This window comes from Sorangium sp. So ce1036 (assembly GCF_051369805.1).
GTDB lineage: Bacteria > Myxococcota_A > Polyangia > Polyangiales > Polyangiaceae > Sorangium > Sorangium cellulosum_F.
In genome coordinates, this window is the sequence record NZ_JBBMOX010000002.1 from 906,834 (window position 1) to 929,075 (window position 22,242).

The 22,242-nt window shown below is 72.3% G+C and carries 13 protein-coding genes; 5 read left to right on the forward strand and 8 right to left on the reverse strand.

Features of this window, described 5'->3' with window-relative positions; genetic code table 11:
* Positions 1 to 9: 9 nt before the first annotated feature.
* Positions 10 to 552, forward strand: coding sequence for a hypothetical protein (locus WMF31_RS40395; RefSeq protein WP_129355663.1), 543 nt, complete (start codon positions 10 to 12; stop codon positions 550 to 552).
* Between the two features lie 105 nt (positions 553 to 657).
* On the opposite strand, the gene WMF31_RS40400 is transcribed toward WMF31_RS40395, so the two are convergent.
* Positions 658 to 1,284, reverse strand: coding sequence for a hypothetical protein (locus WMF31_RS40400; protein ID WP_436607208.1), 627 nt, complete (start codon positions 1,282 to 1,284; stop codon positions 658 to 660).
* 168 nt (positions 1,285 to 1,452) lie between these two features.
* Between WMF31_RS40400 and WMF31_RS40405 the strand changes: the two genes are divergently transcribed.
* The 3 genes from WMF31_RS40405 (at position 1,453) to WMF31_RS40415 (ending at position 4,187) form a co-directional block, all read left to right on the forward strand.
* Positions 1,453 to 2,031, forward strand: a complete 579-nt coding sequence (locus tag WMF31_RS40405; RefSeq protein WP_436607209.1) for a DUF4423 domain-containing protein — start codon at positions 1,453 to 1,455, stop codon at positions 2,029 to 2,031.
* Positions 2,032 to 2,126: 95 nt separating this feature from the next.
* Positions 2,127 to 3,251, forward strand: a complete 1,125-nt coding sequence (locus WMF31_RS40410) for a hypothetical protein (protein ID WP_436607210.1) — start codon at positions 2,127 to 2,129, stop codon at positions 3,249 to 3,251.
* A 117-nt stretch (positions 3,252 to 3,368) separates the two neighbouring features.
* Positions 3,369 to 4,187: a hypothetical protein gene (locus tag WMF31_RS40415; protein ID WP_129355667.1), complete on the forward strand. Its 819-nt coding sequence runs from the start codon at positions 3,369 to 3,371 to the stop codon at positions 4,185 to 4,187.
* On the opposite strand, the gene WMF31_RS40420 is transcribed toward WMF31_RS40415, so the two are convergent.
* Complete coding sequence (locus WMF31_RS40420; RefSeq protein WP_436607211.1) at positions 4,118 to 6,652, reverse strand: hypothetical protein; 2,535 nt, start codon at positions 6,650 to 6,652, stop codon at positions 4,118 to 4,120. The two genes, WMF31_RS40415 and WMF31_RS40420, sit on opposite strands and share 70 nt — an antisense overlap.
* Positions 6,653 to 7,629: 977 nt before the next feature.
* Between WMF31_RS40420 and WMF31_RS40425 the strand changes: the two genes are divergently transcribed.
* Positions 7,630 to 8,388 (forward strand): methyltransferase domain-containing protein, encoded by a 759-nt coding sequence (locus WMF31_RS40425; RefSeq protein WP_436607212.1) that lies wholly within the window; start codon positions 7,630 to 7,632, stop codon positions 8,386 to 8,388.
* 38 nt (positions 8,389 to 8,426) lie between these two features.
* On the opposite strand, the gene WMF31_RS40430 is transcribed toward WMF31_RS40425, so the two are convergent.
* The 6 genes from WMF31_RS40430 to WMF31_RS40455 all read right to left on the reverse strand — a co-directional run bounded on the left by WMF31_RS40430 (position 8,427) and on the right by WMF31_RS40455 (position 21,993).
* Positions 8,427 to 9,986 (reverse strand): ABC transporter permease/substrate-binding protein, encoded by a 1,560-nt coding sequence (locus WMF31_RS40430; RefSeq protein WP_436607213.1) that lies wholly within the window; start codon positions 9,984 to 9,986, stop codon positions 8,427 to 8,429.
* On the reverse strand, positions 9,983 to 10,759 hold the full coding sequence (locus WMF31_RS40435; protein ID WP_129355675.1) for an ABC transporter ATP-binding protein: 777 nt from the start codon (positions 10,757 to 10,759) through the stop codon (positions 9,983 to 9,985). Before WMF31_RS40435 ends, WMF31_RS40430 begins: the two co-directional genes overlap by 4 nt.
* A gap of 421 nt (positions 10,760 to 11,180) precedes the next feature.
* Complete coding sequence (locus WMF31_RS40440; protein ID WP_436607214.1) at positions 11,181 to 12,632, reverse strand: peptidoglycan-binding domain-containing protein; 1,452 nt, start codon at positions 12,630 to 12,632, stop codon at positions 11,181 to 11,183.
* A gap of 269 nt (positions 12,633 to 12,901) precedes the next feature.
* Entirely contained in the window at positions 12,902 to 13,468 is a 567-nt protein-coding gene (locus WMF31_RS40445) for a hypothetical protein (RefSeq protein WP_436607215.1), read from the reverse strand.
* 561 nt (positions 13,469 to 14,029) lie between these two features.
* Positions 14,030 to 19,162, reverse strand: a complete 5,133-nt coding sequence (locus WMF31_RS40450; RefSeq protein WP_436607216.1) for an AAA family ATPase — start codon at positions 19,160 to 19,162, stop codon at positions 14,030 to 14,032.
* An 80-nt stretch (positions 19,163 to 19,242) separates the two neighbouring features.
* Entirely contained in the window at positions 19,243 to 21,993 is a 2,751-nt protein-coding gene (locus WMF31_RS40455; protein ID WP_436607594.1) for a YncE family protein, read from the reverse strand.
* Positions 21,994 to 22,242 lie beyond the last annotated feature (249 nt).

Sequence of the window (22,242 nt, forward strand, 5' to 3'; positions counted from 1 at the left end):
CATCATCCCATGGGGCGCGCACTTCAGGCCGGGGCCGGGCTCGCGGTCCTCGCCGCGTTCGCCCACATGATCGGCTGTCTCTCGGCCGACCCCGCCGGCGAGCCGGGGCGACGCGCGGGCGCGTCGATCGGAGAGGGGGCGGAGGCGGTCACGGCGGGTATCTACCGCTGCGCGAGCGGCAGGAGGGGGGAGGGATCGCTGGTCGTCCACCCGAACGGGACCTGCGTCCAGTACACCAGCAACCTGGCGGGGGCCTCCGGGCAATACTGCGACGACGACGGCTGCCTGGCGTGCCGGGACCTCAGCCGTCGCATCGGTTGCCTGCTGATCAGCCGGCATGGCGAGCCGCTCGGGCTCGCTCCAGGGACGCGCCTCTATCGCTGCACCGTCGCAGGGGGGACGATGAACGGGACGCTGGTGATCAGGCCGGACGCGACGTGCACCTCGTACGACATACGGCTCGCCGGCGCTTCCGACGAGCATTGCCCCGAAGGCGTCTGCCCGTCGTGCTGGGCCCTCGGCCGCGACCTCGGGTGTCACATGACCCCGTGACCGCCCGTGTCCCGGGCGCCGGCGGGGCGAGCTCGGGGTCCAGGCTCGCGCCGCGGCCGTCGCCCGTGGCCGCGCCGCCGTCGCCGCGCTCACCGCAGATCGGGCTCAGAACGCGCCGACCTCGCCGAGCAGCGTCCCGTTCTCGATCAGGTCCACATGGCCCCGAGGGGTCGACTCGCCCGCGCCCCAGCGCAGCTCGACGGAGAGCTCGAAGTCGCCGCCGCACCCCGCGCAGCCGTCGCCCGACCCGCCGCCGGCGTACACGTCCGGGAACGGGTTCTCGTCGAAGAGGAAGGACAGGCGAAGGTGCGTGACGCCGTCGTCGCCCCGGTAGAGCGCCCCGCGCTGCTCCTGGCCGAGGACGCCGTCGGCGCTGGAGAGATGCCCGAGCACGAGGACCTGCAGGTACGCGTCGTCACACGCGCTGCGGCGGTCGATGTACGCCACCACCGGCGAGCTCTCGGTGTCGGCGGCGAGCGACCAGCTCACGGCGCTCGTCGCTCCGTTGGCCCACGCCACATCGAAGCTCCCGGAGCCGCCTGTCGCATCGATCGCCTCCTGGCCGCTCACGCCGAGGGGCGTCGGGTCGCTGAGGCCGTGCTCCACGAGCTGACCCGCCCCCTCCGGGAGCGCGTCGCAGGGATCGGCGGCGACCTCCCCCGTCTGTCCCGCGGCGCTCACGCACCCCATGAGCAGCCCCGAGAGGAGCCAGCAAGCACCTCGTACGTTCATCGAAGCCTCCTTCGCCATCCACTTGCCGCGGCGCGGGAGTCAGCGCAAGCGCGGTGTAGCGCAGCTACGCACTATCTATCGCGCCGATATGCTATCATCGATGATGCGACCACCGACCGGCTCCTCGACTTCCTCGCCCTCTTCGTCCACCCGGGAGAGGTGCCCTCGGTGGCGCGCGATTTCCGTGTGCTCGAGGAGCGCCGCCGGATCGCGACGGAGCTCCCCTGGTCTCACGCCGTCCTGCGCGCCCTCGAGCTCGCGAGCTACGCGGCCCTCCCCCGCCACGACGACGCCTGGGTCGCCGCGCGCCTCGGGCTCCCGGGCGACGAGGTGCGCGCGTGCCTCGAGGCCCTGTCGCGGGCGGGCCTGGTCCGATGGCGTAAAGGGCGGTACGTCGCCACGGCCGAGACGGTCGACATGACCCGAGGCGCCGCCGAGCCGCGACAGCGATTGAAAGCGCACTGGCTCGACGTCGCCGCGAGCCGCCAGCGCCGCGGCGATCCGGGCCTGTACTCCTACAACCTGTTCAGCGTCGCGCGCCGTGACCTCGAGCGGCTGCGGGCCTTGCACGTGCGGTATTTCCACGAGCTCCGCCAGATCGTCTCGGACTCGCGCGATCCCGACTGCGTCGCGCTGGTGGCGATGCAGCTCTTCGAGCTGGGCGCGTCAGGCTCCCTGCGCCGTGGGCCTGCTGCGCCCGGGGGCTCGCTGGGGCGGCAGCGAAGGCGCCGGGCGCGCTCCGGGTGACATCGATGTCCGTCGGAGCGTGAGTCGGGGTGGTGCGTGAGACAGGAGTGTGGCGGGGATTTCGTCCTGCCGGCGATCGGCGTTACCTTTCGGAGATGCACCCTGGCACACCGTGGCCCGCGCCGCGCGGGGACACCCCTCGTCGCTTCGAGGCCGTGAGCTCGCCGTCGAAGGGGTTCGGGGTCTCGGCCATCCTCGTGAGCCTCGCCCTCTTCGCCGGGCTCGCGGGGCTCGCCGCCGTGCTGCCGCCTCGGGCGATGAAGGCGGTCGTGCCCCTCGGCTTCATCCTCGTCATCGCCATTTACGGCTTCCTCGTCGCGCCCACGCTCCGCGGCAAGAAGGCGGTGCTGGACGTCGATCGCGACCGCCTCCTCGTCGACGAGGGCCGAGGGGGCGTCTTCGCGCTCCCGGGCGCCTCGCTCGGCCTCTGGCGCATGCCGGGCACCGGGGTCACCCTGGGCACCGTGCTCCACCTGGCGGGCGGCAAGCGCCCGCTGCGCATCGGCGGCCGCGATCACCGGCCCGGGGCGGCGCACCGCCTGGCCGCGCCCCCCGTCGAGAGCGTCGACGTGGCTCTCCCCGCGGGCGCCTTCGAGGCGCTGCTCGCCTCGGTGCCCTCGCTGGCCACGGTCCCCGGTCACGCCGCACACGGGCCGCTTCGCGTCTCGCTCATGCCGAACCCTTCCTCGCTGCGCGGCGGGCTCTCGGCGATGGCGCCCTGGCTCCTCACGATGGCGCTCGTCGGCGTCGTGAGCGTCGCGCTCGGAGCGCTGGGGGTCCTCGACTCGGCGGCTGGACGGTGGGTGGCGATGCCGCTCACCCTGCTCATCATCGTGGCCGGGCTCGTGACGACGGTCGTGCGCTCATCGCGGCCGCGCCCTGCGCTCGAGCTCGAGCTGGACCCGCGCGAGCTCCGGCTGCACGACCCGAAGACGGGCCGGCTCCTCGCCGCGGCGCCGCTCGGCGCCGTCTCCGGCACGCGCGGTTTCTCCCTGTTCCGCATGCGCAGCGGCACGTTCACGTTCGCCGCCCTCGTCCTCCGCGTCCCGGGCCACGGCGACGTGACCCTGGGGGTGCACGACACGCGCTTCGCGTGGGCCGACGCGGTCCCGCGCCTGCCCGCGCCCCGCTACGTCGTCGGCCCGCCGGACTGGAACGCGGTCGTCGAGTGCTTCGGCCTCCAGCGGCTCCTCGTCGTGCACGACGACCACGCCGTGTAGCCTCGCGGCTCCTCGTCGTGCACGACGATCACGCCGTGTAGCATCGCGCGGAGCGATCGCGCGCCAGCGCGGGAGCTCGGCCCGCCCACGCCGCACCCACCCGGAGGACGACTCGCCATGCGCCGGATCCACCTCTTTGAGCTCGAGGATTTCGACTGGGTTCCACGCGCCGTCCGCGACGGCGCCACCGATCTCCTCGATCTGGGCTTCACGAAGATCGGCTTCTATGACGGCGTAGCTCCCAGGCTCCTCGCGCTGCTCGAGGCGACCGGGGCCAGGCGCGTGGTCGACGTCTGCTCGGGCGGAGGGGGCGGCACGCTGCACATGCGCCGCCTCGTGCGCGCGGCGGGCAGCGAGGTCGAGCTCGTGCTGACGGATCGGAACCCGAGCGAGGCGGGCATGGCGCGCGTCCGCGCGCTCGGGGATGCGCGGACCTCGTACCTGGAGCGGCCGGTCGACGCGATGGCGGGGCCCGGCGCGGTCGACGGCGCGGCGCTCGACGGCGTGCGCACCATGTCGGGCGCGCTGCACCACTTCCGGCCCGACGAGGTGCGCGCCTTGATCTCGAGCATCGTCGCGCAGGGCGCGCCGCTCGCGTTCTTCGACGTGGCGGCGTCGCCGGCGCTCCGGCGGGCGCCCGTCGTGCTCGCGCCGCCCGCGATGGCGATGAACATGATCGTGCTCTTCGTGGGCGCGCTCTTCCTCGTCCCGCTGGTGCGCCCGTTCCGCCTGACGCGGGTGCTCCTGACGTACCTCTTGCCGCTGATCCCGCTGCTGTTCGCCTGGGATGGCACGGTCTCGGCGCTGCGCGCCTACACCGCGGACGAGGTGCTCGCCATCGCGCGCTCCGTGCCCGGCGGCGACCGTTATGTGTGGGAGGCGGGCGTCGCGGGATCCGCGCTGTTCCTGACGGGAATGCCGGCGCGCGCGGCGTGACGAGGGGCGGCCCCGGCGCCGCTCACGGCGGCGCGACGAACGACGCCGGCCCGGCCACCGCGGGCGACGGATCCCGCCGGTACACCTCGAGCAGCGCGCGCCGCTCCTTCGACCACCCGTTCTTCGGCGCCGCCGCCCGCTCGAGCGCCGCGAGCGCGAGCCGGCGCAGCCGCGGATCGCGGCTCTCGCGCAGCCGCTCCTCGAGGCGCGCCGGATGCACGCAGCCCCGCACGGCGGCGATGGCGGCGACCATCGCGTCGTGGTGCAGGAGGTCCCGCTCGGCGAGCTCGGCGAGCGCCTCCGAGAGCCCCTTCCAGTCGAGCAGGCGCGCCGCGAGCGCGAGATACTGAGGCGTCGCCAGCGCGTCCGCCTTCAGCGCGGCCAGCACCCCGTGGCCGACCGCCACGTGATGCGGCGGGGCGTAGGGGCCGAGCCGCGCCGAGAGCGCCGGCAGGAACGCCACGAGGTGCCGCCGCTCCGGCAAGAAGCAGCGGGTCGAGCAGGTCCTGGCGCCTGAGGCTCACGAGCCTGGCCACGGTGTCGATCAGGACGAAGCTCCGGTCCTCGCGCAGGAGCTCGGGCACGAGCCGCGCGAGCCTCGGCCGATCGTGCGCGCGGAGCAGGGCCAGCGCGCGGGCCGCGACGCCGGCGAAGGGGAGCTCGCGGGCCAGCCGCTCCAGCGCCCCGAGCACCGGCGGCACCGCCGCGAGGCGCTCGCCGAGGCTCTGCGCGAGCCAGATCACCGCGGCGGCGCGCTCCTTGGTGCACCACAGGTCCACGAGCTGCGCGAGCGCCGGGGCGAGCCGCGCCGCCTCCTCCCGCGTGAGCCCCTCGCCGAGGCCCAGGGTCGCGATCGCGCCGCGCACCGACAGGAGCTTCGCGAGCCAGCGCGCGCCCCACGCGCCGTCGACGCGGAACAGGCGGACCACGAGCCGCTCCACGGCGGCCGCGGTGGCCGGGGACAGGTCCGCCGCGTCGAGCGCGTCCTGCACCACCTGGCCCACGTCCTCCAGGTGCTCGGGGCCGAACCGGGCCACGGGCAGCGCGGCGAGGGCCTCGATCATCGCGCGCCGCACCGGGTCCTGCTCGAACTTGCGGCCGCGCACGTTCTTGAGGGCCTCGGCGAGCGCCCCCCGGTCGTGCAGCACGGTCGCGACGAGGAGCCGCTGCGCCTTCGCCCGCTCCTCGCCCTCGGGGTGCCCGAGGAACGGCGCGAGCGCCGCCCTGGCCTCGGCGAAGCCCAGGAGGCGCGCGTACGCCATCCGCCGGTCCGGCCTGGTGGTGAGCGCGGGGCAGTCGTCGAGGTGCCGCCGCGCCTCGCGCTCGCGCAGGTCGCGCGGCAAGAAGTCGAGCACCTCGGGCTTGATCGTGCCGTCGGACCCTCTGGCGGCGCACGACCAGCGCTCGAACGCCCGCTCCCGGGCCGCGATCTCCCCGGGCGACCCGGCGGTCACGTGGCGGAACAGGAACGCGCCGAAGCCACCTCGCTCGCCGGCGAGGAAGGCCCGCAAGACCGCCTGCCGATCGTCGGCCGCGAGGCGCAGGAACCACCGCACGCCGCGCTTCCCGTCGCCGAGGGCGGCCCAGGCGTGGCGGACGAGGTAATCGAGGCGCTCGGCGCCGAGCGCGGGCGCGACCTTGTCGAAGCGCGCGACCTCGAAGGCGCCCGGCGGCCGCGCGGGGCGGCCGCCCTCGTGGCGGGCCTTGAGGAGGTCGAACGTGCCGCGCGGGCGCGCGCGGACCAGCACGCGGAGGGCGCCGGAGAGGGAGGAGGGCTCTTCGCCGAGCTGGAAGAGGGACTGGACGAGCCGGAGCGCCGCGTCGGGGGCGCGCCGGGCGAGCGGGGCGAGCAGCGACGCGAGGCGATAACGCTGCCGGACGTCCAGCGCCCGGGAGCGCTCGATCGACGCCTGGAACCAGCGCCCCGTGACCGCCGGGTGCCTGTCGGCGAGCCGATCGAGGCACGACGGGCCGCCCGCCTCGTCGATGTCGCGCAGGTGCGCCGACACGAGCGGCTCGGAGCCGAACGGGAGCAGATCCACGATCGTCGGATCGCGCCCCTGCTTCATGCGCGCGGCGAGGAACGCGTCCACGACCGCGACGCGCTTGCGCCGCGCGAGGGCGGCCACCGTGCGCCGGAGGAGACGCCGCCCGACGATGGCGTCGAGCGCCGCGAGCGCCTGCGCGTCGTCGCAGAAGCGGGGCACCATGCGGGCCGCCCGGCGCCGCACGGTGCGGGACGGGTCCGAGAGGGCCGCGACGACGCGCGCGCCGTCTCCTGTGCCATGGACGCCGAGCAGCGCGAGGAGGCGCTCGTACGGCTGCGCGCTGACCGAGAGCGCGGCGAGGATCGCGCGGGCGCCGGCGTCGCCGGCCGCGGCGTCGCGCCCGAGCGAAACGACGCGGCGGACGCGGTCGTCGTTCTTCAGCGGCTCGATCTCGGCAAGGAAGGCGGCGGTGTCCATGGGCGGCGATCGTATCCCGTGCGGGCGCGCCGGTGGCCGCCGCTGTGCTGCCGGACGCCGGCGAACCGGCCTGTGCGGGTCTCCCGCCGGCCACGGCAGGGACCAGGGATGGGATCACCCGCTCGACCCTCGGCGTGCAGGAGAGCCTGGACTGGATATCGAGCCCACGGACCTGCCCTCGTTCACCTCGACGGATGACCTATTTGTCTCGACGACGCTCCTGGGCGGCACCGCGTGGTCTGATATGAACGAGCTCGATCGCTCGCACCTCCTGGTCGGCCACTCCGAGTTTTGCGTCACCCAAGGTCGTCGCGGAGCGCAGGCCCTGTGCGCGACGACCCCGGGACGAGCTTGGGTGACAACGTACAAGTGAGCACCCGGCCGGCCAGGATCTCGACTGGCCCTTGATTCGCTCGGCGCGCACCATCTCCCAGATGTCGGTGAGCGTGCCCTCACGATCCTTCCGATCAGGGCAGCTCGCCTCGCGCGCCACCGTGACCGGGCAGACTGCGCGAGAGAGCACAGGGCGCCTCCAGCCCGCGCTGGCCCGCCGCCGGATCCGGCTCGCACGTATCGATGGTGCTGGAAGTCGGGGCGAGAATGTTCCATGATGAAAGTCGGCTCCGCGTGCGCGCCGCGGTACCGTTTCACCCAGATATCCTCCCTGGCTGCGCCTGCCGGCTCGTGACGGAGAGAGAATTGAGCATCAAAGCGGGAAGACGGGGGGAGCCATGGGAGCTCCTCCCGCCTTCCCGTGAGCTCGCCCCCTCCGGGACAACCGGGGATCAACCGAACGATGTGCCAGGCGTACCATGGACCGGGCGACGGGGGGCCGCGAGCATCAGGCGCCCCAGGTCGCCCCTGAGAGCGTGCATCGTTTCACGCACCCGGCCCTCTTTGAGAACCTGACGACTGACCTGTGTCCATTTCCTGGAGGTGAGATGTCCGTTGAAGGATCGAGACAACGTGATGAGAACATGGCGCGGTGGGAGGGCCGCGTCCGATTTCCTCGGCTCGACCCCGGCGTCGACCAGCACGAGGAATACTGCGAGCTCGCCGTGGATGGGCGCTGGGTCCCGCTGCGGATGCACGACTATGGCAAGATCTTTGCCGAGCCGGGGCTCTACGAGTATCTCTTTTATGATCGGCTGCAATGCCGATCACCGAGCCGGGTGGTGGGTCTGCTCGATGACGTCCGGCGCGATCTGGGGATGAGCGGAGATGTGCGGGTGCTGGACCTGGGGGCCGGCAACGGCATCGTCGCGGAGAGGTTGCGCTCGCGCGGCATCACGGACGTGTGGGGGGTCGACCTCCTGGAGCAGGCCAAGGCCGCGGCCGAGCGAGACCGCCCCGGCATGTACCGCGGCTACGTCGCCGGCGACATCTGCTCGCTGACCGAGCGGGAGCGGCAGATGCTGATCGACGCCCGCCTGAACACGATGACGTGCGTTGCGGCGCTGGGCTTCGGGGACATCCCCCACCAGGCCTTCATCGCCGCCGTGAACCTGATAGAGGACGGCGGCCTCGTGGCGTTCAACATCAAGGAGGCCTTCCTCGACACGAAATACAGATTCGGGTTCTCGCACCTGATCCGGACGGTGTTCGAGCAGAAGCTATTCCGCCTCGAGGCCAGCCGCCGCTACGTGCACAGGCGGTCGTCGCAGGGCGTACCGCTCTATTATACCGCGATGGTGGCCACCAAGCTGCGGCACATCCCCGTCGACCTCATCGACTGATCCGCTCGCCCCCGGACCCCTCCCGACCGTTCGGGCGATCACAGCGCCCCGCCGAGCCAGGCCGCGGCTTCGGCGGGGGTCTTCTTGTCCCGGTCGCGATCGACCATCAGGCTCGCTCGCCGCATCCTCTCGACCGGGATCGCGCCGAGCAGGGGTGTGAGCGCGGCGATGACGCGCGCGTCGTCCGCGACGCGGGGCGACAGGAGGATGACCGCGTCGTACGGCGGGAACGCGCGGCGAGGATCGGAGAGGACGATCAGGTCGAGCGCGTCGATCCGGCCGTCGCTGGAGAACGCGGTGATGACGTCGACCTCGCCGCGCTGGACCGCGCCGTACATGAACGTCGAGTCGAAGCTCGCCGCCTCGCGGAACCGGAGGCCATAGGCGTCGCGGACGCGCGGCCACTCCGGACGCTGCAGAAACTCGTAGTCCGCGCCGAGGCGGAGCGACGCCGCGTGCCGCGCGAGGTCGTCGATCGTCCGAATGGCGAGCGCTTCCGCGCGGTCGCGCCGCATCGCGAAGGCGTAGGCGTTCTCGAACCCGAGCGGGCCGAGGCAGCGCACCTGCGCCTCCAGCGCGAGCCAGCCGGTGATCCCGGCGAGGACCTCCCACGACGGCCGGGCGTCGGTGCGCTTCATCGTGTTCGCCCAGATCGTCCCGGTATAGTCGACGTAGACGTCGATCTGGCTCTGCACGAGCGCGTCGAAGGCGACCGTGGAGCCGAGGCTCTCCGCGCGAGCCACGTTCAGGCCGACGTCGCGGAGCTTCGCCTCCATGAGGGCCGCGAGCACGTATTGCTCGGTGAACGTCTTCGAGCCCACGCGGACCTCCGTGACGGCGCTCCGCTCGACGGGCGGCGCGGCGTCCGCCGCCGCCGTCCTCGGACCACCGCGCCCCCACGCGACGACGGCGTCGGCGACGGCGCCGACGCCCAGCACGAGGGTGAGCCCGATGCCGGCGCCGAGCGCGCGCGCTCGGCTCCGCGAGCGCGCCGCCGACTCGAGGAGCGCGATGAGCTGGTCGAGCACGAGCGCGAGCAGCGCGGCGGCCACGCAGCCGACGAGGACGGCCGTCCAGTTGCGCGTCTGGAGGCCACCGAAGATGAAATTCCCGAGGCTGGTCTGCCCGATCGGCGTGGCCAGCGTGGCGGTGCCCACGACCCAGACGGCCGCGGTGCGGATCCCCGCGAGGATGACCGGCGCAGCCAGCGGCAGCTCGACCCGCCGCAGCACCTGGCCGGAGGTCATCCCCATGCAGCGCGCCGCCTCGGTGAGCGCGGGATCGACGCCGGCGATCCCGGTGACGGTGTTCCGCAGGATCGGCAGCATGCTGTAGAGGACGAGCGCGACGAGGGCGGGCCAGAACCCGAATCCGCCGAGGAGCGGCACCATGAGCGCGAGCAGGGCGAGGCTCGGGATCGTCTGGACGACGCCCGCCGCCGCCAGCGCTGGCCACCTGAGGCGTGGGCTCCTGGCCAGGAGGATCGACGCGGGCAAGCTGATGGCGACCCCGAGGGCGAGCGCGATCACCACGAGCGTGACGTGCTGGTCGAGGTAGCGCGGCAGCCGCACGAGCTGTTGGCGCAGGTTCTCGCTCATGCCCCGGCTGCGTCCGCCCGCGTGAGGCGCAGGAGCTGCTCGATCTGGCGCCTGGGCGCCTGCATGAGCGCGCGGACGTACTCCGTTGCGGGCGCCGAGAGGAGCTCGCCTGGTGGGGCGAGCTGGACGATGCGCCCCTCGTCCATGACCGCGATCCGGTCGGCGAGGAGCAGCGCTTCGGTCATGTCGTGGGTGACCATCAGCGTGGTGAGGCCGAGCTCCAGGTGGATGCGCCGGTACTCGGCCTGCAGCGCGTCGCGCGTGAGCGGGTCGAGCGCGCCGAAGGGCTCGTCCAGCAGCATGACCTGCGGCCGCGCGGCGAGCGCGCGCGCGACCCCCACGCGCTGGGCCTGGCCGCCGGAGAGCTCGCGCGGCGAGCGGTGGCGGTAGCGCGCAGGCGGGAGCCGCACGAGCTCGAGGAGCTCGTCGACGCGGGCGTCGATCTTCTGTCGCGACCAGCGGAGCAGCGCAGGGACGATCGCGATGTTCTCGGCGACGGTCATGTGTGGAAACAGGCCTGTCCGCTGGAGCACGTACCCGATGGAACGGCGCAGCGCGACGGGGTCCATGGCCCGCGTGTCCTTGCCATCGACGACGATTGTCCCGTCGGTCGGCTCGATGACGCGATTCACCATTTTCAGCGTAGTCGTCTTCCCACACCCCGACTGCCCGAGCAGGACGACGAGCTCCCCTCTGGCGATATGGAGCGACACCTCGCGAACGGCGAACACCTTGCCATCGAAGCTCTTCTTCACGGCGTCGAGCCGGATCATGGAGACCCTGGGCGGTCGGTCGAGGGCGGGGAGGGGGTGGATCGACGCACGACGTCCCGGACCATAGGCCCAACCCCCGATGTCGCGCAACCCTGCCGACGCAGCCCCGGGGCACGCGCCAAACGCACATTCCCCACGCTGACGCGCTGGAGCCGTCGCCTGCCTCGGCCCGCCTCTTCGCCTCGGCCCGCCTCGCCGTCGCTCTCCCCGCTGGCGGTCGATTCTCCTGGTCCTCGTTCAGCCCGTGAAGGAGGTTGTGCACGTACACGACATCAACGCTCCTCGCCGCGGAGGCGGAGAGGTCCTCGGCGCGCCCGCCGCCGTCGCGATGTTCGCGCGGGTCCTCTGCCGGGCGATGTCGACGCGGCGCGGGAGGGGATCGATCGCCGTCACGCGGCCGACCCGGAGGAGATCGATCGGATCACCCCTTGAGGGTCGCCCCGTGGATGTGCTCGGCGAGATCGGCGTACTTCATGCGAAACCGGCCGCCGCCCTCGGGGACCGGCGTGCGGGGCGGGGGGCCCTGGCACTTGTCCCATCCCCAGGGGTTGCGCAGGATGGCCGAGCCGGCCACGCCGTCGGCCCCGCGCTCGATCTTCTCGACCGCGACCCAGTGGTAGCCCTCGCGCCACTTGAGGAGCGCGGGCACGCGCTCGCCGCGGTCCACCGCCCCGGCGACGTCCTCGGCCACGGACGCGCCGCTGCGCAGCAGCGATGAGACGCTCGTGTAGCTGCCCCCCATGATGTCCTGGAACAGGCTCGTGAAGTTGCCGAGCGGGACGCGCGTGTCGCCCCCCAGGGCGGCCCAGAACGAGCCGTTGTCCTCGGGGTTGTCGTAATCGAAGATCCAGCTCATCGCGGTCGCGTGGTTCATGAGCGCGGACTGGAGGAGCCGGTCGATGTCGACGCGGCCCGAGGCGTCGCGCGGGATCGCGTTGCGCGGCATCCTGAGCGCGCGGCCCGAGCGGAGCGCCACCTCGCCCGCTCCCCGCGTGATCCCGTCGAGGATCCGCACGAACTCGGCCGGATCGAGCCGCAAGAGGACGTACTCCATCGTGCCTGCGCCGCAGGTGCCGCGCCCCACGCCCTGCCGGACGCGCAGCGGGTTGTCCACGTGCCGGATCGCCTGCGCGAGGACGAGGTGGGGATCGATGCCGCCCTCGATCACGAGCCGTCCATCGCGCCGGACGCCCGCCATGGCCGCGAGGCTCGGCAGGAGCGGCCCCGCGTGCAGCCGTCCCGCCGCGAGCAGCCTGTCGAGCGCGGCCAGCGCGGGCGCGTCGCCCGCGAGCGCGCGCCGGACCTCGTCGAAGCGCGCGCTCCGATCGGGGGCGAGCGCGCCGAGGGCGCGCGCCGCGGGCCGAGTCTCGACGGAGTCGACGGAGGGCGGCGGCGCGTCGGGGTCCGGCACGGCCCCGGGCACGAGCTGGGGCAGGGCGCTCGCGTCGGTGAAATGGTCGACGTCGTGGCGTGAGGGCGCGGAGGCCGCCTGGACCGCGTGAGGTGTCCGGCCGAGCGCCGCCACCTGGTCCGGGCTGAGCCCTGCGGCCCGGGCCATGGCCTCGCGGAGCGACGGCGCACGCCGGGCCGTGAGGGCCCTGTCGAGCGCGGCGAGCGTCGCGGCGTCGACGATGCCCGTCGGCGGCAGCCGCTCCGCGGCTTGCAGCGCGGCGACGGCCGCGTGCGTCTTCGGCCCGAACGAGCCGTCGACCGTCGCCGGGTGGCCGGCCGCGCCGAGCGCCTCCTGCAAGGCGCGCACGCCGTCGCCGTGCGCCCCCTGCGCGAGCGTCGCCGCGCCCGCCGCGACCTCTCGCAACAGCTCGTCCGACGCGAGCTCGGGGGCGCCGAGCCTCGTGTTCCCGTTGTCGCCCATCGATCCCCCTCCGAAGTCGCCACACGCGCCGAGACCGTCTCAGGATACCACGGCGGGAGGTCAGGCTCGCGGCGTTCGTCCGCAGCCCTCGCGCTCGTGACGGGCGCTCAACAACGCATCCATGCAGCGAAGGAGCCGCGTTCGCTCCACAGCCTGCGGGAGCTGGTCGGTCGACGTGCTGTTCACCCTGGCCCGCGCGGAGCGGAGCCGGCTCCCTGGGAGCGACGCGGTGACCGCGGGCGCGTGGCCGGCTGGACGCGGCCGGGGGGTCACTCCTGGATGCTCGCCACCGTGTGGCAATTGGCGCACGAGAACGTGCCTGTGTTCGTGTTCGGGTCGTATCGCTCGACCTGGAGCAGCTTGGCCATCTCGGGCACGACCTGCTCGAACATGAAGGTGCCGAACGCCTCGCGCTCCGGATACGCCGGATCGCCTGCCCACTCGAGGAAGTGCTCCTCGTCGGGGAGCGGCGTGATCGCCGGGGACGGCATCTCGTAGGTGCCGCCGGCCATGTCGGCGCCGTGGCACGTCATGCAGGTCATGGTCTGGTACTTCGTGTCGTACGCGACGAAGACCTCGGTCATCCGCGGCAGGACGACGTCGTTCATGTACTCGAGGCGCTCCTCGACGCTCATGTCCTGCCAGGCGACCTGCTCCGGCTCGCCGTCGTCCCCTGCGCCGCAGGCGGCGACGAACAGGCACGCTGCCGCCGAGATGCGCCTCACGACCGCGCCGTCTCGTCCCGTCCGGCGCCCGACAGGCGGAGATCGATCAGGCTGCCCCGCCTCGGTCTTCGCCTCGTTCGTCGCCGGTCCCGCGGTGTTCATGGATCGCATCGTGGTGTCTCCTTACTTCTGGTCGAGAGTTGGGTGTCCCGGACAGTCCCGACCGGATAAGCCCTGGTTCTAACGTCACGCCGAACGAGGGGGCGCCGGATCGACACGGCGGCGATCTCATTTCTTTGGGGTGGGCCAAGCGGCCAGGAGCGCGCACATCTTCGCGCCCCTGTGCGCCGCGCGCATTCTGGCAGAACGGACCCGCGCGACGCCGCTTGACGGTCGGCGTTGTGCGACTACGTTGGGCGCCGCTGCTAACGATATCCGTTGCGGCATGCGCCTGCTCGCGACGGACGTGGATCGGCGCGAGCTCGCGCCGCGGCTCGGCGCCTTGAAGCAGCGGCTCCGCGCGATCTTCTTCCCATCCTCGCGAAGTACCACCAGCGGATGAAAGAGGAGGCGCCGTATGCCTATAAACCCATCACGCCGGTCGTGCGCTCGGTCGAGGACGCGGGGACCGCGCGGCGCGACTGTGGCCGCTCGTCACGGTCAAAGGATCTCGTCACGGTCAAAGGATGAGGACACGAGGCGCGCCCCGCGCGCCCCGCGCCCGACAGCGGCCTACCGCGGATCGACCCCGACGTGCCCCCCGCCAGGGCGCACGCGCTGGAGCGCGTACGCCATCCCGCTCTGCAGCGTCCCCTTGGTCGCGATGGATGACAGATCGATGCCGAGCCCCACCAGCGTCTGCGCCACCTGCGGCGCGACGCCGCTGAGCACGGCCTCGGTGCCGAGCAGCCGGAGCGCCATTGCGACCCGGCACAGGGCGCCGGCCGCGTGCGAGTCGATCTGCTTGAGCCCCGTGACGTCGAGGATCACCACCCGCGCCGCGTGCCGCTGCGCCCCCTCCAGCGCCACCTCCATCACCTGCGACGCGCGCTCCTCGTCCACCGTGCCGATGAGCGGCATCACCATGATCTGGTCGGTGATGGGCAGGAGCGGCGTCGACAGCTCCGCGAGCCGCATCCGCGTCGAGAGCAGCACCTGCTCCTGGAGCGCCGCCCGCTCCCGCTCGACGAGCTCGCGCTGCACGAGCTCGCGCTCGAGCTTCGCGTTGGCCCCGCTGAGCTCCGCGTTCGCGCGCCGGAGCTGCTCGGTGCGCTGCGCGACCTCGGCCTCGAGGCGCTCGTTCGCGTGCTGCACCTCCTCCTTCGCCCTCCGGATGCCGGCGAACAGCCGCGCGCTCTCGATCGCGATCGCCGCCTGCGACGACAGGAGCGCGAGCAGCTCCACCCGCGCCGCCGTGAACACGCCCCGCATCGCCCCGTTCTCCAGGTACAGCACGCCGCTCAGGCGCCCCTGGTGCAAGAGCGGCAAGCACAGGAGCGACCGGGCGGCCCCGCCGCCGAGGTAGGGATCCTCGGAGAACCGGTTCGCCTCGCTCGTGTCGTGCAGCACGGCCGGGTCCTTCGTGCGCGCCACGTAGACGACCACCGACCGGGCGAGGCTCGCGTACTCCTCGACCGGGATCTCCTGGTCCACCTTCACCTCGTTCGGGTCCGTCTGGAAGGTCGCCTCCACGACCAGCGTGCCCTCCCGCGACAGGATCAGCGCGCCGCGCTGGGCGCCCGAGTTCTCCAGCACGATCGTCATCAGGCGCTCGACCACCCGGTTCAGGTCCATCTCGCTGGAGATCGCCTGCGCGGCGCGCACCACGAGCGCGGCGTCCCGGATGCTCCCGATGCTCGTCCGCGCGAAGAGCGTCCGGTTCAGCGAGCCCGTGCTCGCCGACACGCTCGTCGTCAACCTGCGGCCCTCGTCCACCTGCGCGGGCAGGAGCTCCGGGTGATCCTGCTCGATCGCGTCCGCCTTCGCGAGCGCGCCCCAGTGGAGGTACGCCCGGTGCGCGCGGCTCAGGTACGCGCCCGCCGCCGCCGTCGCCCCGAGGCCCAGGTAGAGCTTCGCGCAGAGCTCGCTCGCCAGCGCCTCGATCTGCGGGAACCTGTCCTCCCGCGCGAGGGTCATCGCCTGCTCGTAGAGCGCGATGGCCCGCTTCACGTCCCCGGCGACGCGCGCCTCCTCCGCCTCGACGAGGACGCGCTTGTGCTCGAAGCTCCTCGGCGAGCCCGCCGCGAGCTCCTCGACCCGCTGCTTGTTCCGCCGCAGGAGCTCCGCCCTGCGCGCGGCCTCCCCGGGCGCCTCGGCGGGGGGCAGCCCGAGCAGCGTGATGCACCAGTAGAAGGCGAGCTCGGTCGTGTGCGTGTCCCCGGACGCGTAGGCGGCCTTCTGGTCGGCCGCTTCCGCGGCCGCGAGCGCCCCGGCGTAGTCGCCGTAGAAGCAGCGCTGCCGGAGCATCATGACGTGGAGGTGGAACAGGGTGTTGCCGTGCTCCTTCTCGTCGAGCGTCGCGAGGAACTCCTCCTCGTCGAAGTGGCCGTCGCTGAGGGTCGAGCGGCTCAGCGTCCTGCCCATCAGGTTGGCGACGGCCTGCCTCGTGACCGTCAGCACGGCGATGGGCAACGCCTCCCTCGTCCGCCGGTTGAGCGCGAGGTTCTTCTCGGCGTTCTCGAGGACGTCCTCGAGCTGGTAGCCCGCGGCGAACAGGTACTGCGTCGTCAGGAAGGTGGCGACCCCGAGCGTGGTGAAGTCGCCCGCCTCCAGCCCCGCCTGGCACGCCGCGTGGTAGTACGGCGTGATATCGCGCATGGGCTCGCGCAGGTACGCGTACGTGCCGTAGGTGACCTTGACCAGGGCCGTCAGCCCGGGGTTCGGGAGCCGCTCGTTGAGCGCCATCGCGAGCTTGCCGAACGCCATGCCCTCCGCGACGCGCCCCATCGCCCCCGCGAGCAGCGAGCCGTAGCTCGAGTAGGCGCTCGCCGAGTCGCACGTGGGGCCGTGCTCGAGCACGAGCTTCACGCGCCGGACCGTGAGGAGCCCGAACGCGCTCTGGTGCGCGAAGAACGCCGGGAGGAGCATCGCCGCGTGGAGCTGCTCCGCCGCCCGGATCACCGGATCTCGGGCCTCCGCCGCGAGGACCAGGTCCTCCACGCGGCGATCGCCCAGGGCCGCCTTGATCTGCCGCTCTTCCTCGAGGAAGAGGGCCCCGATGTCGCCGTCGAGCGGCAGCCCCAGCCCGAGGGCGGCGAGCCCCTCGTTGCCGGCCTTGAGGGCCTCGGAGTGCCGCGCCAGCGAGTTGAGCATGCGCGTGCGCAGCAGGTAGAGCCCCGCCCGCTCCACCTCTCCTTTCGCCCTCGGCAGGAGCGCGTCGAAGATCGCCTCCGCGCGCTCGATGTTGCCGCTCAGGTACTCGCACTCCGCGCCCTCGGCGTGGAGCGCCCAGGCGAGCTCGTGGCGGCGCTCCCAGCTCTCCTCGCACAGGAGCGCGGCGCCCGCGGCGAAGAAGGCGGCGGCGGCGTGGTAGGCCGTCGACGCCCTCGCCTTCCGGCCGGCGCGAAGGTTCAGCGCGGCGAGGGCCGCGCGCTCCGCCGGATCGCTCATCCCGGGGGCGCCGCGGTTCAGGTGGTGGACGATGTCGAGCAGCTCGTCGTCGCGCGGCGGCTCGCCGGCGTGCTGCCGGAGCAGGCGCCCGACGGTCAGGTGGACCTGCTGCTTGTGCGCGTCCTCCACGAGCTGATAGGCCGCCTGGAGCACGCGGTCGTGCAGGAACCTGTAATCGACGTCGAAATCGACCGGGATCGCGTCGGGGAGGCCGCCGTCGTCGCCGAGGTCGGCCTCGAGGAGCCGGTAATCGCTGTCGATGGGCACCACGAGCCCGGCGAGGAGCGCCCCCCAGAGGTCGCGCGCCGCGTCCCGGAGCGACCTCTCGGAGATGGTCGCCAGCGTCCGCAGGCCGAACTTGAAGCCGATGCACGACGCGAGCATCAGCATCCGCCGCGTCTCCGGCGCGAGCCGCTGCAGCTTGCCGATCATCAGGTCGGCCACGTTGTCCGTGACGCGCGCGCCCCGGATGCGATCGAGATCCCACCGCCAGGCGCCCGCCTCCACGTGGAGCAGGCCGTCCCGGTACAGCGCGTCCAGGAACTGGTGCACGAAGAACGGGTTCCCCTGGGTCTTCTCGAAGACGAGGGCGGCGAGCGCCTCGACCTCCTCGACCCCGGTCGTCAGCGTATCGGCCACGAGCTCGGCCACCCTGGGGCCGTCGAGCGGCCCGAGGCGGATGTCCGTCGACCGGAACCCCGCCCGCTGCAGCTCCTCCAGCAGGGCCGAGAGCGGGTGCCCGAGCTCCACCTCGTTGTCACGGTACGCGCCGATGAGCAGCAGGTGCTCGCTGTGCGCGTCGCGCAGGAGCATCTGGATCAGCTTGAGCGAGGCGGGATCGATCCACTGCAGATCGTCCAGGAAGAGGACGAGCGGGTGGTCGGCCGTGGCGACGACCCCGATGAAGCTCTGCACCGTGAAGTCGAACCGGTTCTTCGTCTCCACCGGGCCGAGCGCCGCGACCTCGGGCTGCGGGCCGAGGACGAGCTCGAGCTCGGGGACGAGATCGACGAGGATCCGCGCGTTGTTCCCGAGCGCGGCGCCGAGCTCATTCTTCCACGCCTCGAGCGACTCCGACGGCTCGGTCAAGATCTGCCGGGTGAGCTCCCGGAGCGCGTGCGCCACCGGCGCGAGCGGCACGTCCCTGGACATCTGATCGAACTTGCCGGACACGAAGTAGCCGCCCTTGCGGGCGATCGGCTTGTGGATCTCGTGGATGAGCGCCGACTTGCCGACGCCCGAGTAGCCCGAGACGAGGACGAGCTCCGGCCCCCGCGCGCGGGCGCGCTCGAACGCCTCCAGGAGCCGCGCGACGTCGCGCTCTCGACCGTGGAGCCGCTGGGCCTGGCGCAGCTCGGTCACCCGGTCGTGGCGCCGCAGCGGGAACGGGGCGATGCTCCTCGCGCTCTCCCATTGGCGGGCGCACTCCACGAGGTCCGCCCTGAGCCCCTCGGCGCTCTGATAACGCTCCTCCGGCGTCTTCGCGAGCAGCGTCATCACCACGTTCGACAGCGGGAGCGGCACCTCGGGCGCGCGCGCGTGCGGCGCGACCGGGACGCTCGCGATGTGGCTGTGGATGAGCTCCGTCGCGTTCTCCGACGGGAAGGGCAGGGCGCCTGTCAGCATCTCGTAGAGGACGACGCCCATCGCGTAGAGGTCGGCGCGCAGATCGACCACCCGGCTCATCCGCCCGGTCTGCTCCGGCGCCAGGTAGGCCAGCGTCCCCTCCAGCGCGTCCGGGCCGGCGACCCGCTGCGTCTCGTACGACAGGCGCGCGGCGATGCCGAAATCGATGAGGTAGGCCTCCCTGGTCGCCGGGTCGACCAGGATGTTCCGGGGCACGACGTCCTTGTGGATGATGCGCCGCTGGTGCACGGACGACAGCACCTCGGCGAGCGAGACGGCGATGGCCAGCGCCGCGCCGACGTCGAGCCTCCGCGAGTCGAGCACGTCCCGCAGCATCGGGCGCCCGACGTCGGCCATCACGAGCGCGAGGCCGCGGTCGTGCTCGTGGAGGGCGTACGCCCTCGGGACCCTGGGCACGTCGAGCGCCCGCAGGATCCCGAACTCGCGCCGCAGCCGCGCGAGCTCGCGGGAGGTCGGGTAGTCGCCCCTCGTGAGCTTCAGGATGACGGGCTCGCCGTCCGCGTCCCGCACCGCCCTGTAGACGGCGGTCTCGTGGCCCTCGTCGATGAGGACCGCAGACGAGTACCCGGGGAGCGGCCTCGATGGATCGGCACCAGACACAAATCGCATGTCGTCAGTTTCCTCCGCCTCGAACCGGGCGACCCTACGCCGATCCCGCCCTCCGAGACCACTCGACGTCGGCGTCTAGCTCACGGGCTGAACGGATCCGCGGGATCGGTGCACGCGTCCAGCTCGTCGCCGTCCAGCCACCCGTCCTCGTCGCGGTCGACGCCGATCCGCTCGCCGGAGCCGGGCGGCACGCACGTGAACGTCACCGGATGATCGAGGAGCAGCGCGCTCGCGACCAGGAGGCCCTTGGTGAGCGGCGCGGCGCTCGACCGATCGGGGAGGAAGCTGCCCGCGCCGTCGTAGAGATAGCCGCGCTCCTCGCCGAACAGCCGCGTCTTGACGACGAGATCGCACTCGCTCTCTTCCGCGCGCTCGACGAGGAGGTTGATCCTGGGCAGCGCGGCGGCCGCGTTGTCCGTGGTCAGCGTGACCTGCTGCCCGACGATCGGCGCCAGGTTGCTGTCGAACGCGAGGAGGTACTGCTCGACCTGCCGCCGCTTGACGTCGCCGTCCGCGCCGGGGCTGTCGTCGAAGCCGTTGGGCCCGCCGTTCGCCTTGTCGAAGCCCGCCGTCCGCATGAAGCGGAAGATCGTGTCGTGGGCGCCGTCGTTGAGGAACCCGAAGCCGCGAATCTGATCGCCCTTGTGATCGTTGTCGCCGGGGACGACCGTGGGGATGGAGGCCATCCCGAACATCCCGACCTTCTGGTACATGTTGCGGAGGTGCGGGACCTTGAAGCTCTGCACGACCTCCGACCCGATGAACCGGCCGTCGGAGCCGAAGAAGCCGGGGAACGGCTCGCCGAGCTCGGCGTTCCCGGTGGGATCGATCGTGTGGCAGTCCTCGCAGGACCGGTCCTGGACGACCCCGAGCGGGTCGAGCATGTGGTCGAGCCCCGCTTGCTGATCGGGCGTGAGCGAGTTGTCGAGGTTCCGGATGGGGTTGGGCGGGTACATGATCTGGAGGGCGAAATCGATGAACTTCTCCATGTCGCCGGCCGGGATCGGCTCGCTGCGGCCTTGCAGGCTGACGAACGCGGGCAAAAACTGCCGGAACGCCTCTCGCTCGTCGTAGATACCGCTGTTCGGCTGCGCGCTCGGCTCGGTGTAGCCGCCGGTGCGGTCGCCGCGCCAGTGCATCGAGCCGTGGTTGGCGAGGCCGCGGAGGCTCTGCGTCGTCATCGGGCCCTTGAGCGCGTAGAAATCGACGAGCGTCCCGAAGAAGGCGAAGATGGGCCCCGGGTTTTGCAGGGTGGTGGCGTCGGGGTTGCCGAGGTCCCAGGCGAGGCTGTCGACGTCGCCGAAGACGTGGCAGCTCGCGCACGACGTCTCGCCGTTGCTCGACGAGGACTTCGCGTCATAGAGGAACCGGCGCCCTTCGACGACGCTCGGCGGCTCGGGGTTGTGCAGCGGGACGCGCGCGTCCACGGCCCGCGTCGCCGTGTCGACCACGGCGATGGAGTTGTCGAAGCGGGTCATCACGTAGAGGCGCCCCCGCGCCTCGTCGAGCACGAGGCCAGTCGGCCCGACCGGCTCGCCGCCGTGATCCAGGACGATGTGGTCCGCCGCGCTCGGGACGAAGGTGTCGTCCTCGAGGGCGGCGGTGTCGAACACGCCGATCTTGCTGGAGCCGAGCGCGGCGACATAGAGCGTCGCGCCGTCGCTCGTGATGGCCATCCCGAGCGGCGTCGCGAGGCTCTTCTCGTTCTCCGCGTTCGGCAGGGGCGCGCAGCAAGCGCTGTAATCGATGTGCTTGTTGAGGTGCCGCGGCTCCACGCTGCCCGGGCTCAGCACCGTGATGCGGCTCTCGTGCAGGTGGCCTTGCACCGTGGAGCCGCCGAAGATCCCCGGCCCCTCGAAGCGCTCCAGGTTGTTCGCCTCGGTGTTCGTCACGTAGACTTTCCCGTTCGCCGGGTTCACGATCATGTTGAAGAGGATGGTCCCGACGCCGGCGTGAAAGCCGTCTGTCCCCGGGAGCTGGGCCGGCGGGCTCGCGGTCGCGTCGATGACGAAGACGTCCTTGTCCGGCAGGTCGAACTTGACCGAGCCGTCCCAGGTCCGCCCGGCGGCGTCGAGCCAGTGGCTGCCGTCGAACTTCACGATGAGCGGGGTGCTCGGCTGGGGCACGCCGAGGTGGTCCGTGAACGGCGGGAGGGGGCCGTGCCCGTCCTCGACCACGAACCTGTGGAGGGTCGTGGTCCGGTTGCCCGTGTGGAAGCCGGCCGCGTAGACCCGGGACCCGTCCGGCGTGACGGACAGCGCGCGGGGCGTGTCGGTGAACAGGGTGATGATGGTGAGCGGCGTCCCGCCGAGGGCGCTCGCGCCGAGGTTCGCGGCGTCGAAGACCCAGACGTCGGCGCGGCCCACGCCCGGCGTGGTGAGCTGCGGGTCGAAGGGGGCGTTCTGCCCGCGGTGGGCGGTCGTGATGAACGCGCGCTGGCGGGAGGGGCCGCCGAACACGATGTCGCGCGGCTCGTCCCCGACGAGCAGGGTGCGCGCCACGCGGGGTTCTTGCGGAGACGAGACGTCGACGACGCTGACGCTGTCGGAGAGGTGGTTGACGACCCAGACCTCGTCGTTGCTCCGCGCCTCGACGGCGACGGGCTCCAGGCCGACGGCGACCGAGCCGCTGTGCAGGAGGCCGTTCCCGGTCACCTCGAAGATCTCGAGGCGATTGTCGGGCGTGTTGACGGCGAAGAGGCGCTCCCCGTCCGGCGAGAGGGCGAGGGGCCGCACCTGACCGCTCTCGAAGAGCGCGAACGAGCCCGCCGACGCGGGCGTGGCACAGAGGAACGAGAGGACCGGAAGCGCCCCCAGACCGAGCCGCTGCATCCAGCGCGGAATTTTGGATAGCATGACAAGACCCCTCCATTCTTCGGCGTGCGGGCGGGCGTACGCCGTCGGATCCACTTTCAGGAATTTCGTCCTGAGTTCAAGGAATTTATAAAATCGCGGCGTCTTTCCGCTGTCATCCAACGTGCGTATTGCGCTCTGCCATCGTGAGCGTGGAGCTCACGCGCGCGGCAGCGCTCCGGGCGCAGGTGGACAGAGCGAGCCTGTCGCACGACACCGTCGCGCACC

Excerpts from the sequence above, each read along its gene's own strand:
- WMF31_RS40395 (WP_129355663.1), top strand. The coding sequence starts at position 10 with ATGGGGCGCGCACTTCAGGCCGGGGCCGGGCTCGCGGTCCTCGCCGCG.
- WMF31_RS40400 (WP_436607208.1), bottom strand. The coding sequence starts at position 1,284 with ATGAACGTACGAGGTGCTTGCTGGCTCCTCTCGGGGCTGCTCATGGGG.
- WMF31_RS40410 (WP_436607210.1), top strand. The coding sequence starts at position 2,127 with ATGCACCCTGGCACACCGTGGCCCGCGCCGCGCGGGGACACCCCTCGT.
- WMF31_RS40415 (WP_129355667.1), top strand. The coding sequence starts at position 3,369 with ATGCGCCGGATCCACCTCTTTGAGCTCGAGGATTTCGACTGGGTTCCA.
- WMF31_RS40420 (WP_436607211.1), bottom strand. The coding sequence starts at position 6,652 with ATGGACACCGCCGCCTTCCTTGCCGAGATCGAGCCGCTGAAGAACGAC.
- WMF31_RS40425 (WP_436607212.1), top strand. The coding sequence starts at position 7,630 with ATGGCGCGGTGGGAGGGCCGCGTCCGATTTCCTCGGCTCGACCCCGGC.
- WMF31_RS40430 (WP_436607213.1), bottom strand. The coding sequence starts at position 9,986 with ATGAGCGAGAACCTGCGCCAACAGCTCGTGCGGCTGCCGCGCTACCTC.
- WMF31_RS40435 (WP_129355675.1), bottom strand. The coding sequence starts at position 10,759 with ATGATCCGGCTCGACGCCGTGAAGAAGAGCTTCGATGGCAAGGTGTTC.
- WMF31_RS40440 (WP_436607214.1), bottom strand. The coding sequence starts at position 12,632 with ATGGGCGACAACGGGAACACGAGGCTCGGCGCCCCCGAGCTCGCGTCG.
- WMF31_RS40445 (WP_436607215.1), bottom strand. The coding sequence starts at position 13,468 with ATGCGATCCATGAACACCGCGGGACCGGCGACGAACGAGGCGAAGACC.
- WMF31_RS40450 (WP_436607216.1), bottom strand. The coding sequence starts at position 19,162 with ATGCGATTTGTGTCTGGTGCCGATCCATCGAGGCCGCTCCCCGGGTAC.
- WMF31_RS40455 (WP_436607594.1), bottom strand. The coding sequence starts at position 21,993 with ATGCAGCGGCTCGGTCTGGGGGCGCTTCCGGTCCTCTCGTTCCTCTGT.